Below are 15,493 nucleotides of genomic sequence, written 5' to 3'. Positions count from 1 at the left end.
CCTCAGCCCGCCGTCCGTCTGCGGCCGGTCACCACGACATCGACAGTCCGGTCGCGGCGGATGCGGGCGATGCGGCTGTCCAGCGCCTGGGTCACGTCGCCGACGGTGACGGTGGTGATGACGCGGTAGTGGTTCGAGGTGAAGCCGGTCCCGGCCAGGGTCGGGGCGCCTTCGGTCGCGAGGTCGGCGGGGGTCAGCAGGCCGTTGCGCGCGCGCACTTCGATCAGCTTGCGCGCAATCTCGGCATCCCCCGTCATCAGCGACAGCAAGGGCAGGCCCACGGTGTTCAGGTTGATCGTCGCGTCCTCTGGCAGGATGGCGACCCAGGGCCGAAGTGTGTCGAGGTCGGCGCGGGGCACGCCGGCGGCGACGATCAGGCCGTCGTCGGTCAGGGGGCCGGCGACGCGGACCACCGAGGCGATACGGATCATCGAAGCGGGGTCGATGTTCAGTGTCGCGCCGATCGACTGGAACAGGGTGATCGGCGCGCTCTCGCCGGTCTTCATGGCGTTGAGGTTGAAGCGGGCCTGTTCGTCCTCGATGGCCAGGGCGAAGCGGCCGCCCGGGACGGCGATGTCCTGCTGACCCAGCTGGGCCCAGGGTTCGGACAGGTTGTCGGTTCCCGCGGCGACGAGGGCGTCGCGGCGCAGGGTGGTGACGGCGGAGAGTTCTCCGGCGCGGGCGTAGGCGGAGGCCTGGGCGGCGTCGCGCAGACGGGTCGAGCGCTGGACCTCGATGTCCTGGGTCGAAACCATGATCAGCACCGCGACGCTGGCCACAGCCAGCACCAGCAGCACGTTCAGGAGGATCATGCCCTCGCGGCGGGTCGGCTTGAGCCTCATGGCGCAGCGACCGCGGGGGGCGGCTCCATCAGCGGGATGGAGGCGACGCGCCGAAGGGTGGCGGTCGGCTGGCCATCGACACCGGTCAGGGTGATGTCGACGGCGACGGCGGTGACGCCTTCGTCGGGCGCGGGCCCGGTCGCGGGGATCGAGCCGTCGGGGTTGGGGACGGGAGGCGGGGCAGGCTGTGCGGGCTGGGGCCAGCTTTCCAGCCAGTCGCCGCGACGGCGGTGGAAGGTCCAGCGCAGGGACGAGACCCGGGTCAGCAGGGTCTGTACCCGTTCGCCGCCCGCGCCTGTGATCGTGCGGGTCAGGGCGTCGCCCGTCAGGTCGTAGCGGACGTTGACGATGCCGCCGGTGATATCGGCCTTCTGCAACGACAGGGAAGACGCGCCGCCGCCGAGCGAGCCGGTGATCTGGTCGAGGTCGGAGGAGAGGACCAGCATGGCGCGCTGAATTTCAGCCATCCGGCCGAGGCGGGTGTCGGTGGCGTCCTGGGTGCGCAGGACGCTGTTCAGCAGGGTGAAGCCGGCCACGCCGATCAGGGCGAAGAGGCCCAGAGCGATCAGCACCTCGATCAGGGTGAAACCTTTGCGACGGCGCTTCGCAGGGGCGGTTCGCGTGTTATCTCCGGACGAACGGAGAGACGTCCATGCTGAAGGTCTGGAGAACACGCGAGGGCGAAGGCGGCCGGGCTGCGGGCGCATTTCAGTTCGAGCGTCTGACGGTGAAGGTGACACGCTGGCGCGTGGTCCTGGCCGGCCTCGGGGTCGGGGCGTATGCGCTGGGCCTGATCGCCATGGCCCCATCCGAGATCATCGTGGCGCGGTCGTCCAACGGAGAGCGGCAGGCGGTCGGGACGATCTGGGCCGGCGAACGGGCCATGCCGGGCGGGTTCGGTGCGCGCTGGGCGGTGATGCCGTTCAGTTCGATCCTGCACCTGTCGGGGGCGGTGCGTCTGGGTCTGCGCGGGCCGGAAACGCTGGCGACGGCCCAGGTTCTGGCGCGGCCGGGACGGGTTCTGGTGCGCGACCTCACTGGGACGGGGTCGATGCGGTTGCTGAACGCTGCGGCGCCGGGGTTGCCGTTCGCCTGTTCGTCAGTGATGCGATTCGACGTGGCCCGGTTGTCGATCAAGGGAAGTCCGGAAGGAGCGGGGACGATCGCGGTCTCGCCTGGCGACTGCGCGCCCACGGGCGGCGGGGCGGCGACGCCTCTGCCGGCGCTGAACGGAACCGTCACGGCCGACGGAGCGGCGACCACGGTGGTGTTCGCGCGGGCGGACTCGGCCGCCGAGGTGATGAAGGCGCGGGTGCAGGCGGACGGCGGGCTGACGGCCTCGATCGAGCCGGGCGGCGTCGGCCTGATCCCCGGCGTCGGGGCGCCGGTGTCGATCGAGACCACGCTGTAAATTATTCCCCCTTCATCCCCGCGCAAGCGGCGACCCAGTGCTTTCGTGCGGCACGGCGTATGGTTTGAGCGCAGCATCTCACCAGTGGCGCCAGAGCGCCTGCAGGACTGGGTCCCCGCTTTCGCGGGAATGAGCGGAATTCCAGTCACAGCCCGGCGAGGTTGTTGAGGTTCACGATCGGCATGAGGATGGCCAGCACCATCAGCAGCACGATGCCGCCCATCACCAGAAGCACGCCGGGCTCCACCAGGGAGACGAGGGCCTGGACGAGCGAGTCCAGCTCCTGCTCCAGATCCTGGGCGGCGCGTTCGAGGCCGTGGCCCAGCTTGCCCGACTGTTCACCGGCCGCGACGATCGCCAGCAGCAGGGGCGGGAAGACGTCGGCCTCGGCCATGGCGCGGCGCAGGGACGAGCCCTCGCGGACCCTGGCGGCGACGAGGACGGCGCGCTCGCGGGCGAAGCGGTTGGGGGTGACGGCGGCGGAGGCCTGAAGCGCCTCCACCAGAGGCACGTCGGAGCGGACCAGGGTGGCCAGCGATCCGGCGAACCGGGCGGCGTTCAGGTGCTGGACGAAGCCGGCGAACGGCGGGGTCTTCAACAGGAATTCGGCGAAGCGGCGCGCATTGGCGGGCACGGCCAGCCAGCGGTTCCAGGCGACGCCTGCGATGACCAAAGCGATCAGGACATAGACGCCGAAGGTCTGGACGAAGGCCGACAGGGCGATCAGGGCCCGCGTCAGGAAGGGCAGTTCGGCGCCGCGCGAGACGAAAACCTTCACGATGTCCGGCACGACATAGATCATCATCAGGGTGATCATCAGCAGGGACACGCCGGCCAGAAGCGCCGGATAGAGCAGGGCCAGCTGCACCTTGCGCCTGGCCTTCTCCTGATTGCCGACGAACTCGGTCAGGTGAGCGAGGACGGTCGACAACTTGCCCGACTGTTCGCCGGCCGCGATCGAGGCGCGGTAGAACTCGGGGAAGACCTTGGGGTGGCGGGCCAGGGCGGAGGCGAAGCTGCGGCCCTCCAGGATCGCCGCGCGAACGTCGGTCAGGACCAGGCCGATCGGCTGGCCCTCGGTCTGTTGGGCGGCGATGCGCAGCGCCTCCTCGATGCGGATGTCGGAGCCGATCAGGGTCGAGAGCTGGCGGGTGACGGCGGACAGGGTCTTGGAGCTGATGCCCCGCTGGAAGATGACGATGCCCTTCGAAAGGTCGGTCTTCCTGCGTTCACCGGCGAGGGCGACGGCGGTGGGGAGGAGGCCCCGGTCGCGGACCAGCTGGCGCGCGCCGACATCGGAGGCGGCCTCGATCGTGCCCTTGTGGGGTTTGCCCTCGGCGTCGACGGCCTGGAAGGCGAAGACGGGCATCAGACGTCCCCCATCACGCGTCTTCCCGGACCACGCGGGCGACTTCCTGCACGGAGGTCTCGCCGGCCAGGGCCTTGGCGGCGCCGTCCTCCAGAAGGCCGGGGCCGCGCTGGCGCGCGAGGCGGATCAGGTCGGCCTCGGCCGCGCCGTCATGAATGGCCTGCTGCATCTCGCCGTCGATCTCGATGACCTCATAGACGCCGAGCCGGCCCTTGTAGCCTTCGCCCCGGCATTCGGGGCAGCCGACGGGGCGGAAGATGCGGGCGCCGACCGGGACCACGCCGCCGGTCATCTCGCTGTCGGCCTGGGTCGCCTCGGCGGGCGACTTGCAGTGTGGGCAGAGGCGGCGGACCAGACGCTGGGCGATCAGGCCGGACAGCATGGGGGCCAGCAGGTAGCGCTCGACGCCCATGTCGATCAGCCGGGTCACGCTGCCGACCGCCGTATTGGTGTGGAGGGTCGACAGCATCAGGTGGCCGGTCATGGAGGCGCGGACGGCCACCTCGGCGGTCTCATGGTCGCGGATCTCGCCGACCATGATGACGTCCGGGTCCTGGCGCAGGATGGCGCGGAGACCCCGGGCGAAGGTCAGGTCGATCCGGGCGTTGACCTGCATCTGGCCGATGCCATCCAGCGCGTATTCGATCGGGTCCTCGACCGTCATGATGTTGCGGCGGCGGTCGTTCAGCCGGGTCAGGGCGGAATAGAGGGTCGTGGTCTTGCCGGAGCCGGTCGGGCCGGTGACGAGGATGACGCCGTGCGGACGGGTGATCATCCGCTCGAAGGTCTCGAGGTCGCGATCGCTCATGCCCAGCTGGGCGAGGTCCAGCGAGGTCGAGCCCCGGTCGAGCAGACGCAGGACGACCCGCTCGCCGTGCTGGGACGGGATGGTCGAGACCCGGACATCGACGTCCAGCCCGCCGATGCGCAGGGTGACGCGGCCGTCGTGGGGGACGCGCTTTTCGGCGATGTCCAGACGGGCCATGACCTTGATGCGGCTGACCAGCAGGGGGGCGAGGGCGCGGGCGGGCTGGAGCACCTCACGCAGGACGCCGTCGATGCGGAAGCGGACCACGAGCCGCTTCTCCTCGGCCTCGATATGGATGTCCGAGGCGCCGTCGCGGATGGCCTGGAGCAGCAGGGCGTTGATCAGGCGGACGACGGGGGCGTCGTCGCGGCTGTCCAGCAGATCGTCGACCGCGGCCGCGTCTTCGGCCAGGGCGGCGAGGTCATCTTCAGAGGCGGCATAGTCGGCGGCAGGAGCGGCCTCGCTGCCGGTCTGTTCGCGCAGCAGGGCGTCGAAACGGTCGTCATCGACGGCCTCGAAGGCGATGTCGGTGCCGTTGACGCGGCGGACCTCCAGCAGGGTCTCAAGCGTCGCCGACCGGCGGTGCAGACAGACAGGGCGGTCGCCCCCCTGTCCTGACGGCCGCAGGATCATGGCCCCACGCCGACGGGCGAAGCCGTAGCCGAGGCTGGCGACGGGGGCGGCGGTGTCTTCGGCGAGGCTCATGGTTGAAGTACGCGCAGGGTGACGTCGACGACGCCTTCGGAGGCGCCGCGCCGGATGTTCACGGAGGACAGGGTCGCGCCGGAGGCCTCCAGCGCGGCCAGCCAGGGGATGACGGCGTCGTAGCGGGCGCCGGTCACGCTGACCTCCGCCGAACCTTCGTCGCCGGTGACAGCGGGGACGATGCCGAAGGTCGCGGCCTGGACCGGGATGGCCGCCTGCAGCGGGCCGGACAGGGACGCGGTCGGAGCGACCACGCCTCCCGCAGTGCGGACATCGACCATGACCTGCTCATAGGCGGAAATCCGGCCGATGGCCGTGGCGCGGGCGTCGAGCAGGGGGCGCAGGATGGCCAGCCAGACGACGGCGATCAGGATCAGCCCGCCGAGGAAGGCGATCATCGCCTGCTCACGCCGCGATCGGGACGCCATCCAGACGGCGGCGTTGTCGAGGGCGGGGGACTTCATCCGGCGCCTCCCGGGGTGATCTGAATAGTGGCGTTGAGACCGTTGGTGGCCCGGGCCGCGTCGACGGCGGCGGGCGCGCCGGTCGCGGTCAGGCCCGAGGCGTTCAGGGCGGCGACGGCGCGGTCGAGCGTCGCCGCGTCCGAGACGGCGACGCCGAGGTCAAGCGAACCGGGCGCGTAGACGGCGGTGTTGAAGGCCACGACGCCCGCGCCGGGCAGGGCGCCCGAGGTCTGGGCCAGCAGCCGGGTGAAGGGGCGGACGCCGCCCGCAGAGGGCGCGATCCGTGCGGCGGCGGCGACCAGGTCGTCCTCGGCCGCGATCTGGGGCGCGACGGACTGGAGCAGGGTGCGGGCCTCCGCCTCCTTCTTCTCCGCCATATTGTGCAGCAGCAGGGTGTCGACGCCGAGGAGGCCGATATGGGCGAGGACGCCGATGCCAGCGACGAGAGCGATCGTCCGAGCCGCCGTCGGGGCGCCGGAGCGGGTGGCGGCGTAGACGCCCTGACGCAGGTCGAGCGGCGGCAGGACGGCGACCGTCTCTCCCATCGACCCGAGCAGGGCGGCCTCGCTCTCGACGCTCTCGGCCTGGGCCACCGGCAGGGGATCGCCCAGCGGAAAGATCTTCGGCTTGCCGGCGGCGGTCCAGACGGCGCTGAGCGCGGACAGGGCCGTGGCGAAGCCGGCGCCGTTGTCTGTGCGGATCAGGGCGCGGTCGCCGTCCGACTTGACGACCCACACGTCCGGGGGCGGCAACGGCAGGGCCAGGGCGTCGGGCAGCAGGATCGAGGTCTCAAGGCCCGCCTCGGCCAGCATCGCGAGCCAGGACCGCATCCGCGTGTGGCGCACGACCCCGGCGATATGGCGGCGCGGCGCCACCTCCAGGCCCAGGGCGAAGTGCAGGGTCGACAGCGGCTCGGCCACCGCATCCTCGACCGCGAAGGGCAGATGGGCCAGGCGCTGGGCCCGGGTCGGGAAGGGCAGATCGACCGTCAGGGTCAGGACGTCTTCCGAGGGGACCAGAACCGTCGTCGGACCGGCGTAGGATCGATCGACTGCTATGATTCTGTCATCGACGATGCGCCATAAGCCTCGGCTCGGAAGGTTCGAACGGGCGGGTCGACCGAGCATTGGCGAAACTCAATAGAAGGGCGTGGTCGGAGGCGTTGACCCGGTCTATAGCAGCGAAAACAAGCCTGTCGCCACTGGCTACGCCGTCGAGAAAAAGTGTCATGATTACTTTGTCCCAACGTCACAAGCTTCGCCGTCGTCTTGATACCCGGCGTGCTGGCCTGACTCTGGTGGAGATGATCGTGGTGCTGGCCATCATCGCCGTGGTCGCCGTGCTGATCGTGCCGAACGTGATCGGTCGCCCGGACGAGGCGCGGGTGACGGTGGCCAAGACCGATCTGAAGACCATCGCGACGGCCCTGCGGATGTACCGGCTCGACAACGGCGACTATCCGACGACTCAGCAGGGACTGGCCGCCCTGGCGGGGCGGCCGACGTCGCCGCCGGAGCCGCGCGCCTATCCGGCCGAACCCTATCTGACCGAGGTGCCCACCGACCCTTGGGGCAAGGCCTATATCTATCGCAGCCCCGGGCTGAACGGCCCTTACGACCTGCTGTCCTATGGCAAGGACGGCGAGGAGGGCGGCGAGGCGCTCGACGCTGACCTGAACGAACGAACGCGCTGATGGCCGCTGTCGGGGGACAGATCCTGAAGCGACGGTCGGGGATGACTCTGGTCGAGATCCTGGTGGTGCTGGCCATCGTCGGGGTGATGGCGGGCGTCGTCACCCTGGGCGTCGGCGCCGCCGATCGCGGCATGGGCGTCGAGACCGAGGCCAATCGGCTGGCCGACCGGCTGAGGCTGGCCGCCGACGACGTCCTGGTGACCCGCCGTCCCCTGTCCCTGGCCTTCGACGGCGAGGGCTACGGATTCGTGCGTGGCGATGCCGGCGCAGCGGGCGTGGTGGATGCCCTGGCCGAGCGGCACGCCCTGCCGGACGGCGTCCGGATGGTCGGGCTGGGCGTAGCTTCCCCCGTGTCGATCGACCCCGACGGCGCCCAGCCGGTCGCGGCCTTCGGCCTGGCCAAGGGAGACCGGCGCTGGCGTGTGACGTTCGACGGACTGAACGCCGTGGCCGAGCCGGTCGCCGAGGAAGCGCCGGCATGAGGCGCGACGGATATTCCCTGATGGAGGCGCTGGTCGCCTTGTTCATCCTGGCCATCGCCACGGTCGGGCTGACGCGCGCGACCCAGGCCCATGTCGACGGCGTGCGCGGGCTCGAACAGCGCGTCGTCGCCCAGTGGGTGGCCGAGAACCGGCTGGTCGAACTCAATCTGGAAGGTCCCGCGCAGACGCCGGACGTCTCGGTCGTCCGCATGATGGACCGGGACTGGGACGTGCGGGTCGCGCGCAGGACCACCGACGATCCGGATCTTGTCGCCGTGGACGTGGCCGTGTCGCCCTCCGGCGGTCGCGAGGCGGTGCGCCTGTCGGGCTTCGTCGATCGCGGGGCGGCGGCATGACCCCCGAACGCCGGGACGAGATTGCGCTGAGGGTCGTCAGCGTGGTGGTGGTCGGCTCGCTGGCGCTGGCCCTGGCGGGATTGACCTGGCGGCTGACCGGCTGGGACGACGGTCGCGACGAGGTGGCCGTGGCCGAAACGCTCGCGCCCCTGGGCGGTGCGGCGACGCAGGGAGCCGATGCGGACGTGGCGAGGATCGTGTCGCTGGCCCCGTTCGGCGGGGCGACAGCGGCGGGCGGCGTGCCGGCCTCGACCCTGGGTCTGGTGCTGAAGGGTATCCTGATGGCCGATCCGCCCAGCGCCTCGACCGCCCTGATCGCGGTCGGTGAGGGACCGGCGGCCATCTATGGCGTCGGCCAGACGCCGGTGGGGGACGCTGTGATCGAAGCCATCGAGGTCGACCATGTGATCCTGTCGTCCGGCGGTGCGCGACAGCGACTGGACTTCCCGGAGCCCGTGGCGGTCGACCCGGCGACAGTATCCGCCACGCCGGGGGCCGGCATCACCGTGACGCCGGTGCAACCCGCGCAGTCGGCTGAAGCGGCGGCGGCCCTCGCCATGTCCTCACCCGTGGCCAGCGCGGCCGCAGCGGCTCAGCAGGCGCCACGTGTCGCCGATGCGGGCGCCACGCCGAACGTGGCCGCAGCGGCGGGAGCCGCCGGTGTGACCGCGACAGCCGCCGGCTATCGCATCGGCCCCAATCCTTCGCCCGAACTGCGTCGCTTCGGCCTGCAGCCCGGCGACGTGATCGAGACGCTGAATGGCCAGGCGGTAGGCGGCGCGGCCAACGATCAACAGCTCATCGAACGCGCCCGGTCCGCCGGACAGGCGCGCGTCGTCATTCTTCGGGAAGGCCGCCGCCTGACCGTCAACCTTCCCCTTCGCTAGGAGCCCGGCGTGACGAAGTTTCTCCGCCTGACAACCACCAGCGTGCTGGCCCTCAGCCTCGCGGCTGGTCCCGTGGCCGCGCCCTCGATGGCCCAGACGGTCGCACCCGCGCCGGTCGCCATGCAGGACGTGGTCATCAACATGCGCGGGGCCGACATCAAGGACGTCGCCGAACAGGTCAGCCGCATCACCGGCCGGACGCTGGTGCTGGACCCGCAGGTGCAAGGCGTCGTCAACGTCGTCTCGGCCGAGCCGCTGAGCCGCAACGGGGTATGGGAGCTGTTCCTGTCGGTGCTGCGGACCTCGGGCTTCGCTGCCGTCCGCAGCGGCAATGTCTGGCGCATCGTGCCCCAGGCGACGGTGGTGCAGAGCGGGGCGTCGGAGACCGGCGCGGCCAGCTCCAATCAGCAGATCGTCACGCGTCTGGTCCGCCTGCGGAACCTGCCTTCGGATCAGGCCGTGCGCGCCTTGCGGCCGCTGGTGTCGTCCTTCGGCGCCATCGAGGCCCTGACCGAGCCGAACGGCGTCGTCGTGACCGACTATGCCGAGAACATTCGCCGCGTTCAGCAGCTCGCGGCGACGCTCGATCAGGGCGGCGGGACCTCGTTCGACAGCATCGCCCTGCGTCACGCGTCGGCGACCGAGGTGGCGGCGTCGGTCAGCGCCCTGCTGGGCTCGGACGCCGGCGGTCCGCGCGTGACGGCCGACGAACGGTCCAATGTCCTCCTGATCCGCGGTGACGCCGCCGATCTGGCCCAGGCCCGGTCGATCGTTCAGGCGCTGGACACGCCGGGCGGGGCGACGCCGGTGACCCGGGTCGTGCGTCTGCGGAACTCCGACGCGGAATCGATCACCGAGATCGTGCGCGGCCTGCTGGGCGGCGAGCCCCCGGCGACCAACCCGGTGGCGCGCTCGCTGCGAGGCAGCACCGGCCTGGCCAGCCTGAGCGCCTCGAACCGCGACACGGCGGCCCAGGCTGCCGGCGCGATCTCGTCGTCGGGCGAGGGCGCGGCGGCCCCGGCGGGGCCAGCGGCGCGGCCTGAAGGCTTTACCGCGGACGGCGTGACGGTTCAGGCTTCTCCCGAACTGAACGCCGTGGTCATGCGCGGCCCGCCCGCGACGGTGGACATGCTCGAGGATGTGATCAGCCAGCTCGACCTGCGCCGCGCCCAGGTGAAGATCGAGGTGGCTATCGTCGAGATCACAGGCGAGCTGGGCGAGCAGATCGGGGTGCAACTGGGCCTCGGCGGCGCAGTGCCCGAAGACGGTGTGATCGGCGGCACGGGCTTTTCGAACGCGGGCACCGATCTGGGCACGGTGCTGACGGCGTTGGGCTATCCGGCCGGGCGCCTGCTGGGCGCGGGCCTGTCGCTGGCGGCGGGATCCGAGGGCGACTTCGGTCTGCTGCTGCAAGCTGTAGGCACCAACAACGCCGCGAACCTGCTGTCCTCGCCCAGCATCACGGTCCTGGACAACGAGGCGGCCGAGATCGTGGTCGGCCAGAACGTGCCGTTCCGGACCGGCAGTTTCGCCACCGACGGCAACTCGACCAATCCCTTCACGACCATCAGCCGCGAGGACGTGGGCCTGACCCTGCGGGTCGTGCCGCGCGTGCATGAGGGCGGGGTGGTTCGGCTGGAGGTCAGCCAGGAGATTTCGTCGCTGGTGCCGACGGCCGTCATCGGCGCGGCGGACCTGATCACCAATCGCCGCAGCCTGCAGACCTCGGCCCTGGCGGATGACGGCGAGACCATCGTGCTGGGCGGGCTCGTGACCGACGACCGCCAGACCGCGAACAGTCGCGTGCCGGGTCTGGGCAGCCTGCCGCTGATCGGCGCGGCCTTCCGTTCGCGCCGTGACAGCCAGACGCGACGGACCCTGTTCATCTTCCTGAAGCCGACGATCCTGCGCGACAGCGCCTCGGTCGCGGCCGATGCGCAGGACGCCTACGACCGGCTGCGGCGCTCGGAACCGCTGCGGCTCGATCCGACGCGGCCGGAGGCCATCGGCCGCGATCCCCGGCTTCAGCCCGAGGTCGACGAGGTCTTCTAGCCGCGCTTTTCGTCGAAGCGAGGAATGACGAGGTCCGGATCGGCCTCGGCGCCTTCGGGCGGGCGAGCGAGGGGCTGGCGCTGGTCGGTCAGCTGAAGCAGGGGCGCCGCAATCCGGTGCCGCGCTTCCGCCCGGCGGTAGACAGTCTGGCCGCCGAACAGGGCCGCGGCGCCGGCGAGCGCTCCGCCGAAGAAGATCAGCAAGGCGGTGAAGGCGCCGTCCCACCAGCGGTCCTTGCCATAGACGGCGGTGGGGGCGGCGGCCGTAGGGGCGGGGACCGGGGGGCGCGCAGTGACCGGCTCGGCCAGGGTCATCAGCGCTCCCCCGCGGGCCAGCAGCATCGGCACATTGGCGCGCGGGACGACGGCATAGGCCCCGGGCGCCGTGCGCACGAGGGCGATGTCCTGGTCCAGCAGGGCGGCGCCGAAATCCCTGAGCAGGGCGTCCGAAGAATACCAGCCGTCGGCGCGGAAGGTGACGACCCCATCGACAGCCGGATCGATGGTGACGTCCCAGGCGAGGGCGCCGCCGACCACATCCTGGGCCGCCTCGGCGACGGGGGTGTCGGTGAAGCTGAAGACATAGAACTGCAGCGGCTCGGCGGCGGCCGGGATCGGCACGGTCGCCGGCGCCTGGGCGAGCGCCGGGGCGGCGACCAGCATCAGGACGAGCAGGACGGGGCGGAGCAGACGCATCGGAAGCTTGAATACCATGCCGATCTCATGCGGACCTAAGGCGACAGGACGATGAAATCGCCGTCTGTGTCGTCTAGGGTGCTGGTGACTCGCGGGCCGCCCGCTGTTTCAGGAGACCGACGTGGTTCAGGTTCCCGGCGCCGCCCGACGCGCCGCCGCCTTCCGCCGAATGCGCGACGCCCGCTCCAGCGAGGTGGCGGAGGACTATGTCGAACTGGTCGGCGATCTGATCGCCGAGACGGGATCGGCGCGGCTCACGGATCTGGCGGACTGCCTCGGCGTCGCCCCGGCCACGGCGGCCAAGGCCCTGCAACGGCTGCAACGCGACGGCCTGGTCGAGACAAAACCCTATCGCTCGATCGCCCTGACGCCTGCGGGCGAGACGATGGCGGCGGCCTCTCGCGAGCGGCACCGGATCGTGCATGAATTCCTGATTGCGCTGGGCGTCACCGGAGAGACCGCCGAGGCCGACGCCGAGGGGATCGAGCACCACGTCAGCCCCGAGACCCTGGCCCTGTTCGAAAGCATGACCAAGCGGCTCCGCAAGGGCGGTTAGGTTCGCCGCACGGCCCCGGTGCCAAGGCTGGGTCGGGTCCGCGCGTCCGCTATTTGAGGAAGGCGCTCGCCCGGACCGCGCCGGTGTCGAGATCGATGCGGAAGCTCAGACCCTGAAAACTGTCTGCGAGAAGAATCCCGTCCTCCAGCCGCACGGCGACGAAGGCGTCCTGGCCCTCGCCCTTCGGCGGGTGGGCGATCCAGCGGCGGCGGCCGGTCGCGTGAAGTCGGACGACGGCGCCGCGCTCACCCTCGGGCGCGGACAGGCCGTGAAGCACCAGACGATCGCCTTCAGGCAGTTCGATCTGCGTCATGGGAGGGGAATCGGGTCGGAGAAGCTCTCGGCCGGGATCAGTTCGAGAAGCTGGACCTGTCGTCCGCCGCCGGGCTGGCCGAAGGCGGGGGCGGCGATGCCGACCTTCATCAGGGTTCCGGCGGGCACAGTGACCACCGAATAGGATTCGGCGGTGTTGGCGGGCGGCAGGGCCATGGCCTCGCGCACGCCCTGCGAAGACGTCGGCTGGACCGGCGAGAGCCAGGCGCCGAGCCGGTTCGCACCGCCGCCGTAGGCCCGGTAAAAGGTCATGACCCGATCGGTCCGGATCTCCTCGACCGGTCCGGCCCAGGCCTCGACGAGGACGGAGGGAGCGGGCGTGGCGTAGGTCGAGGGCGCGGCGACGGTGCTGCAGCCCGCCAGTCCCAGCGTCAGCGCCGCCATCACCAGCATGAGCGGCGTCAGCAGCCAGTCGCGCGCGGCCGTTCTGAAGGTCGTCATCGTCATCTCCCCCGTTCCCGACGGGAGGCTACACCTGCGTCGACGCCGGCGGCTAGTAGACGTCGCGGCGGTAGCGACCGGTCTCGACGAGGTCGCGCAGGGCTTCGACCCCGAGAACGGCTTCGAGCGCGGCGTTCACGCCGCCGGCCATGCCCTCGAGGCTTCCGCAGACATAGAGGACGGCGCCGCGCGCGACCCAGTCGCGGACGGAATCCGCTTCGGCCTCGATCACGGCCTGAACATAGCGGCCGTCGCCGGGGTCGCGCGAGAAGGTGCGGTCGAGACGGGTCAGGGTCCCATCCGCCAGCCAGCCCTGGAGCTCGGCGTCGTGGAAGCTGTCGTGGGCTGAGGTCCGCTCGCCGAACATCAGCCAGGCGCCGCCGGTCGCAGGGGCCGCCGCGCGGGTCTTCAGGTGGGACCGGAGGCCGGCGATGCCCGTGCCGTTGCCGATCAGGATCATCGGCGTGGCGGCGTCCGGGCCGTGGAAGGCGCGGTTGGCGCGGATACGCATCGGGGCGATCTCGCCGACCTGAAGCGTCCCGGTCAGCCAGCCGGAGGCCAGACCCGGCGTCCCGTCCGGGCGCCGCATCCGGCGGATCAGGAACTCGGCGCGGCCGTCGGCGGGCAGGGAGGCGACCGAGTATTCGCGGCGGGCCAGGCCACCCTCGGGCGATGGGACGCCGATATCGGCGATGTCGCCGGCGACCCATTGCAGGACGCCGTCGACGGGCTCGAAGGCCAGATGCCAGGCCCCTTCGCCGGGGCCGCCGGGGTTCAGCAGGCGGCGCTCGACCAGACGCCAGTCGGTATCAGCGACGGGAGCCCAGTCAGGGGCGGCGACCGAGCCGGTCAGGCGGCTGAGTTCGACCTGCCAGTGACGGATCGCGGCGGCGTCGCCGTTGTCGACCTCGACCGGATCGAACAGGGCCCGGGCTCCGGTGGAGCGCAGCCAGCCGTCCAGCGCGCGACCGAAACCGCAGAACTCGGCGTAGGTCCGGTCGCCGAGGGACAGCAGGCCGTAGCTGACGCCGGTCAGGTCGGTCTGGTCGTTCATCACCTTGCGGACGAAGCCGGAGGCGCTGTCGGGCGCGTCGCCCTCGCCGGTGGTCGAGGCGATGAACAGGACGCGGGCGGCGGCGGTCATGTCAGCCGGTGTGATGTCTGCGAAGGACTTCACCTGCACCGGCTGGCCGGCATCGGCGAAGGCGCCGCGGGTTATCCCGGCCAGTTCGTCGCCGAAGCCGGTCTGGCTGGCCACGACGATCAGGGTCGCGCCCGGCTGGGGGGCCGTCGCGGGCTTCGCGCGGAACCGCCAGACCGTCCAGCCGGTGAAAACCAGCCAGGCGACGACGGTCAGGGCCGCCCACAGCCAGCGGACGGAACCGTCGCTCACGCCGCGTCGTCCTCGTCCATCATGGCGACGAAGGCGGGAGTCAGGTGTTCGACGACGCCGTCGGCGGTGCGGACCACCATCTGGGCGGCCAGGTCGTAGGCCTCGGCGGTCGCAGGGCCGGCCTTGGGGCCCAGGACGGTCAAGGCGGTCGCCCAGGCGTCGGCGATCATGGCGCTGGCGTGAAAGACGGTGACCGAGGTCACGCCGTTGTCGATCGGCCGGCCGGTCCTGCCGTCGATGGTGTGCGGATAGAGACGGCCGTCGTGCTCGAAGGCGCGACGCCAGTCGCCGGAGGTGGCCACGGCGATGTCGACCAGGGCGGCCACGGTGCGCGAGGACGGCGCGCCGGGGGGCTCCTCCAGACCGATCCACCACGGCTGGCCGTCCGGCTTGACGCCCTTGCCCAGCATCTCCCCGCCGATTTCGACCAGATGGGACGTCGCGCCAAGCCGGGTCAGGGCGGCGGAGACGCGGTCTACGGCATGACCCTTTGCGATGCCGGAGAAGTCCAGCTTCATCCCGCCGGGTTGCATGGCGCCCCGCGCATCACGGCTGAGGCGCAGCTTCTGCCAGCCGCTGGCGGCGAGAGCTTCGTCCACTTCCTCATCCGAGGGAAGGACGGCGCCGATCCGCGGTCCGGTCGGGCCGAAGCCCCACAGGTCGACGAGGGCGCCCAGGGTCGGATCGACCGCGCCGTCGGTGTCGTCGGCCAGATTCATGGAGGCGTCGAGCACGGTCCAGAAGGCCTGTGACAGGGCCCAGATGCCGGCGGGGGCGGCGTTGAAGCGGGAGATCTCGCTGCTCCGGTCCCACGGGCTGAAGGCAGCGACGACCGCGTCCAGCTCGGTCTGGACGGCGACTGTCAGGGTCGCATCATCTACTCCTGACGGAGCGACAGCGCGAACGGACCAGGTCGTGCCCATGGTCTCGCCGCCCAGTCGACGGACGTCGTCGCCGGGAGGCCGGGACGGCGGAGCGCCCATCGGCGGGATCAGGACGCGGGTCG

The 15,493-nt window shown here is 71.1% G+C and carries 18 protein-coding genes; 7 read left to right on the top strand and 11 right to left on the bottom strand.

Features of this window, described 5'->3' with window-relative positions:
* Positions 1-2 precede the first annotated feature (2 nt).
* Both RMO01_RS10875 and RMO01_RS10870 read right to left on the bottom strand, forming a co-directional pair.
* A complete protein-coding gene (locus RMO01_RS10875; RefSeq protein ID WP_309629071.1) occupies positions 3-842 on the bottom strand; it encodes a type II secretion system protein GspK in 840 nt (279 codons plus the stop codon).
* A complete protein-coding gene (locus tag RMO01_RS10870; protein ID WP_309629070.1) occupies positions 839-1,549 on the bottom strand; it encodes a prepilin-type N-terminal cleavage/methylation domain-containing protein in 711 nt (236 codons plus the stop codon). The genes RMO01_RS10875 and RMO01_RS10870 overlap by 4 nt, the downstream gene beginning before the upstream one ends.
* On the opposite strand from RMO01_RS10870, the gene RMO01_RS10865 reads away from it, so the two are divergent.
* Positions 1,495-2,253, top strand: coding sequence for a hypothetical protein (locus tag RMO01_RS10865; protein ID WP_309629069.1), 759 nt, complete (start codon positions 1,495-1,497; stop codon positions 2,251-2,253). The genes RMO01_RS10870 and RMO01_RS10865 overlap by 55 nt on opposite strands.
* A 145-nt stretch (positions 2,254-2,398) precedes the next feature.
* Here RMO01_RS10865 and RMO01_RS10860 read toward each other — a convergent pair whose 3' ends face one another.
* The 4 genes from RMO01_RS10860 to gspL are packed head-to-tail and all read right to left on the bottom strand — an operon-like array spanning position 2,399 to position 6,726.
* Complete coding sequence (locus RMO01_RS10860) at positions 2,399-3,622, bottom strand: type II secretion system F family protein (RefSeq protein WP_309629068.1); 1,224 nt, start codon at positions 3,620-3,622, stop codon at positions 2,399-2,401.
* Between the two features lie 13 nt (positions 3,623-3,635).
* Positions 3,636-5,135 carry a type II secretion system ATPase GspE gene (gspE, locus tag RMO01_RS10855; protein WP_309629067.1) on the bottom strand — a complete coding sequence of 500 codons (1,500 nt, stop codon included), beginning with the start codon at positions 5,133-5,135 and terminating at the stop codon, positions 3,636-3,638.
* Positions 5,132-5,599, bottom strand: coding sequence for a type II secretion system protein GspM (gene gspM / locus RMO01_RS10850; protein ID WP_309629066.1), 468 nt, complete (start codon positions 5,597-5,599; stop codon positions 5,132-5,134). The genes gspE and gspM overlap by 4 nt, the downstream gene beginning before the upstream one ends.
* Entirely contained in the window at positions 5,596-6,726 is a 1,131-nt protein-coding gene (gene gspL, locus RMO01_RS10845) for a type II secretion system protein GspL (protein WP_309629065.1), read from the bottom strand. The genes gspM and gspL overlap by 4 nt, the downstream gene beginning before the upstream one ends.
* A 101-nt stretch (positions 6,727-6,827) precedes the next feature.
* Here gspL and gspG point away from each other — a divergent pair, with 101 nt between their 5' ends.
* From gspG to gspD, 5 genes are read left to right on the top strand one after another with little or no spacing between them, the layout of a single operon-like run.
* Entirely contained in the window at positions 6,828-7,292 is a 465-nt protein-coding gene (gspG, locus tag RMO01_RS10840; protein WP_309629064.1) for a type II secretion system major pseudopilin GspG, read from the top strand.
* Positions 7,292-7,774: a prepilin-type N-terminal cleavage/methylation domain-containing protein gene (locus tag RMO01_RS10835; RefSeq protein ID WP_309629063.1), complete on the top strand. Its 483-nt coding sequence runs from the start codon at positions 7,292-7,294 to the stop codon at positions 7,772-7,774. The genes gspG and RMO01_RS10835 overlap by 1 nt, the downstream gene beginning before the upstream one ends.
* Complete coding sequence (gene gspI, locus RMO01_RS10830) at positions 7,771-8,130, top strand: type II secretion system minor pseudopilin GspI (RefSeq protein WP_309629062.1); 360 nt, start codon at positions 7,771-7,773, stop codon at positions 8,128-8,130. The genes RMO01_RS10835 and gspI overlap by 4 nt, the downstream gene beginning before the upstream one ends.
* Positions 8,127-9,017 (top strand): type II secretion system protein N, encoded by an 891-nt coding sequence (locus tag RMO01_RS10825; RefSeq protein ID WP_309629061.1) that lies wholly within the window; start codon positions 8,127-8,129, stop codon positions 9,015-9,017. Before gspI ends, RMO01_RS10825 begins: the two co-directional genes overlap by 4 nt.
* Positions 9,018-9,026: 9 nt before the next feature.
* Positions 9,027-11,069: a type II secretion system secretin GspD gene (gene gspD, locus RMO01_RS10820; RefSeq protein WP_309629060.1), complete on the top strand. Its 2,043-nt coding sequence runs from the start codon at positions 9,027-9,029 to the stop codon at positions 11,067-11,069.
* Here gspD and RMO01_RS10815 read toward each other — a convergent pair.
* Positions 11,066-11,782 carry a hypothetical protein gene (locus RMO01_RS10815; protein WP_309629059.1) on the bottom strand — a complete coding sequence of 239 codons (717 nt, stop codon included), beginning with the start codon at positions 11,780-11,782 and terminating at the stop codon, positions 11,066-11,068. The two genes, gspD and RMO01_RS10815, sit on opposite strands and share 4 nt — an antisense overlap.
* 103 nt (positions 11,783-11,885) lie before the next feature.
* Between RMO01_RS10815 and mntR the strand changes: the two genes are divergently transcribed.
* Positions 11,886-12,320, top strand: a complete 435-nt coding sequence (gene mntR / locus RMO01_RS10810; protein WP_309629058.1) for a manganese-binding transcriptional regulator MntR — start codon at positions 11,886-11,888, stop codon at positions 12,318-12,320.
* Between the two features lie 49 nt (positions 12,321-12,369).
* Here the strand turns inward: mntR and RMO01_RS10805 are convergent, their stop codons facing one another.
* The 4 genes from RMO01_RS10805 to RMO01_RS10790 are packed head-to-tail and all read right to left on the bottom strand — an operon-like array spanning position 12,370 to position 15,470.
* On the bottom strand, positions 12,370-12,633 hold the full coding sequence (locus RMO01_RS10805) for a hypothetical protein (RefSeq protein WP_309629057.1): 264 nt from the start codon (positions 12,631-12,633) through the stop codon (positions 12,370-12,372).
* Positions 12,630-13,094 (bottom strand): glycohydrolase toxin TNT-related protein, encoded by a 465-nt coding sequence (locus RMO01_RS10800; RefSeq protein ID WP_309629056.1) that lies wholly within the window; start codon positions 13,092-13,094, stop codon positions 12,630-12,632. The genes RMO01_RS10805 and RMO01_RS10800 overlap by 4 nt, the downstream gene beginning before the upstream one ends.
* A gap of 52 nt (positions 13,095-13,146) precedes the next feature.
* Entirely contained in the window at positions 13,147-14,487 is a 1,341-nt protein-coding gene (locus tag RMO01_RS10795) for a sulfite reductase subunit alpha (RefSeq protein WP_309629055.1), read from the bottom strand.
* Positions 14,484-15,470, bottom strand: coding sequence for an FAD:protein FMN transferase (locus RMO01_RS10790; RefSeq protein WP_309629054.1), 987 nt, complete (start codon positions 15,468-15,470; stop codon positions 14,484-14,486). The genes RMO01_RS10795 and RMO01_RS10790 overlap by 4 nt, the downstream gene beginning before the upstream one ends.
* Positions 15,471-15,493 lie beyond the last annotated feature (23 nt).

This window comes from Brevundimonas sp. (assembly GCF_031412435.1).
In the GTDB taxonomy this organism is placed as follows: domain Bacteria; phylum Pseudomonadota; class Alphaproteobacteria; order Caulobacterales; family Caulobacteraceae; genus Brevundimonas.
The sequence above is the reverse complement of the archived record's forward strand: the minus strand, read 5'-3'. Positions and strand labels throughout refer to the sequence as shown.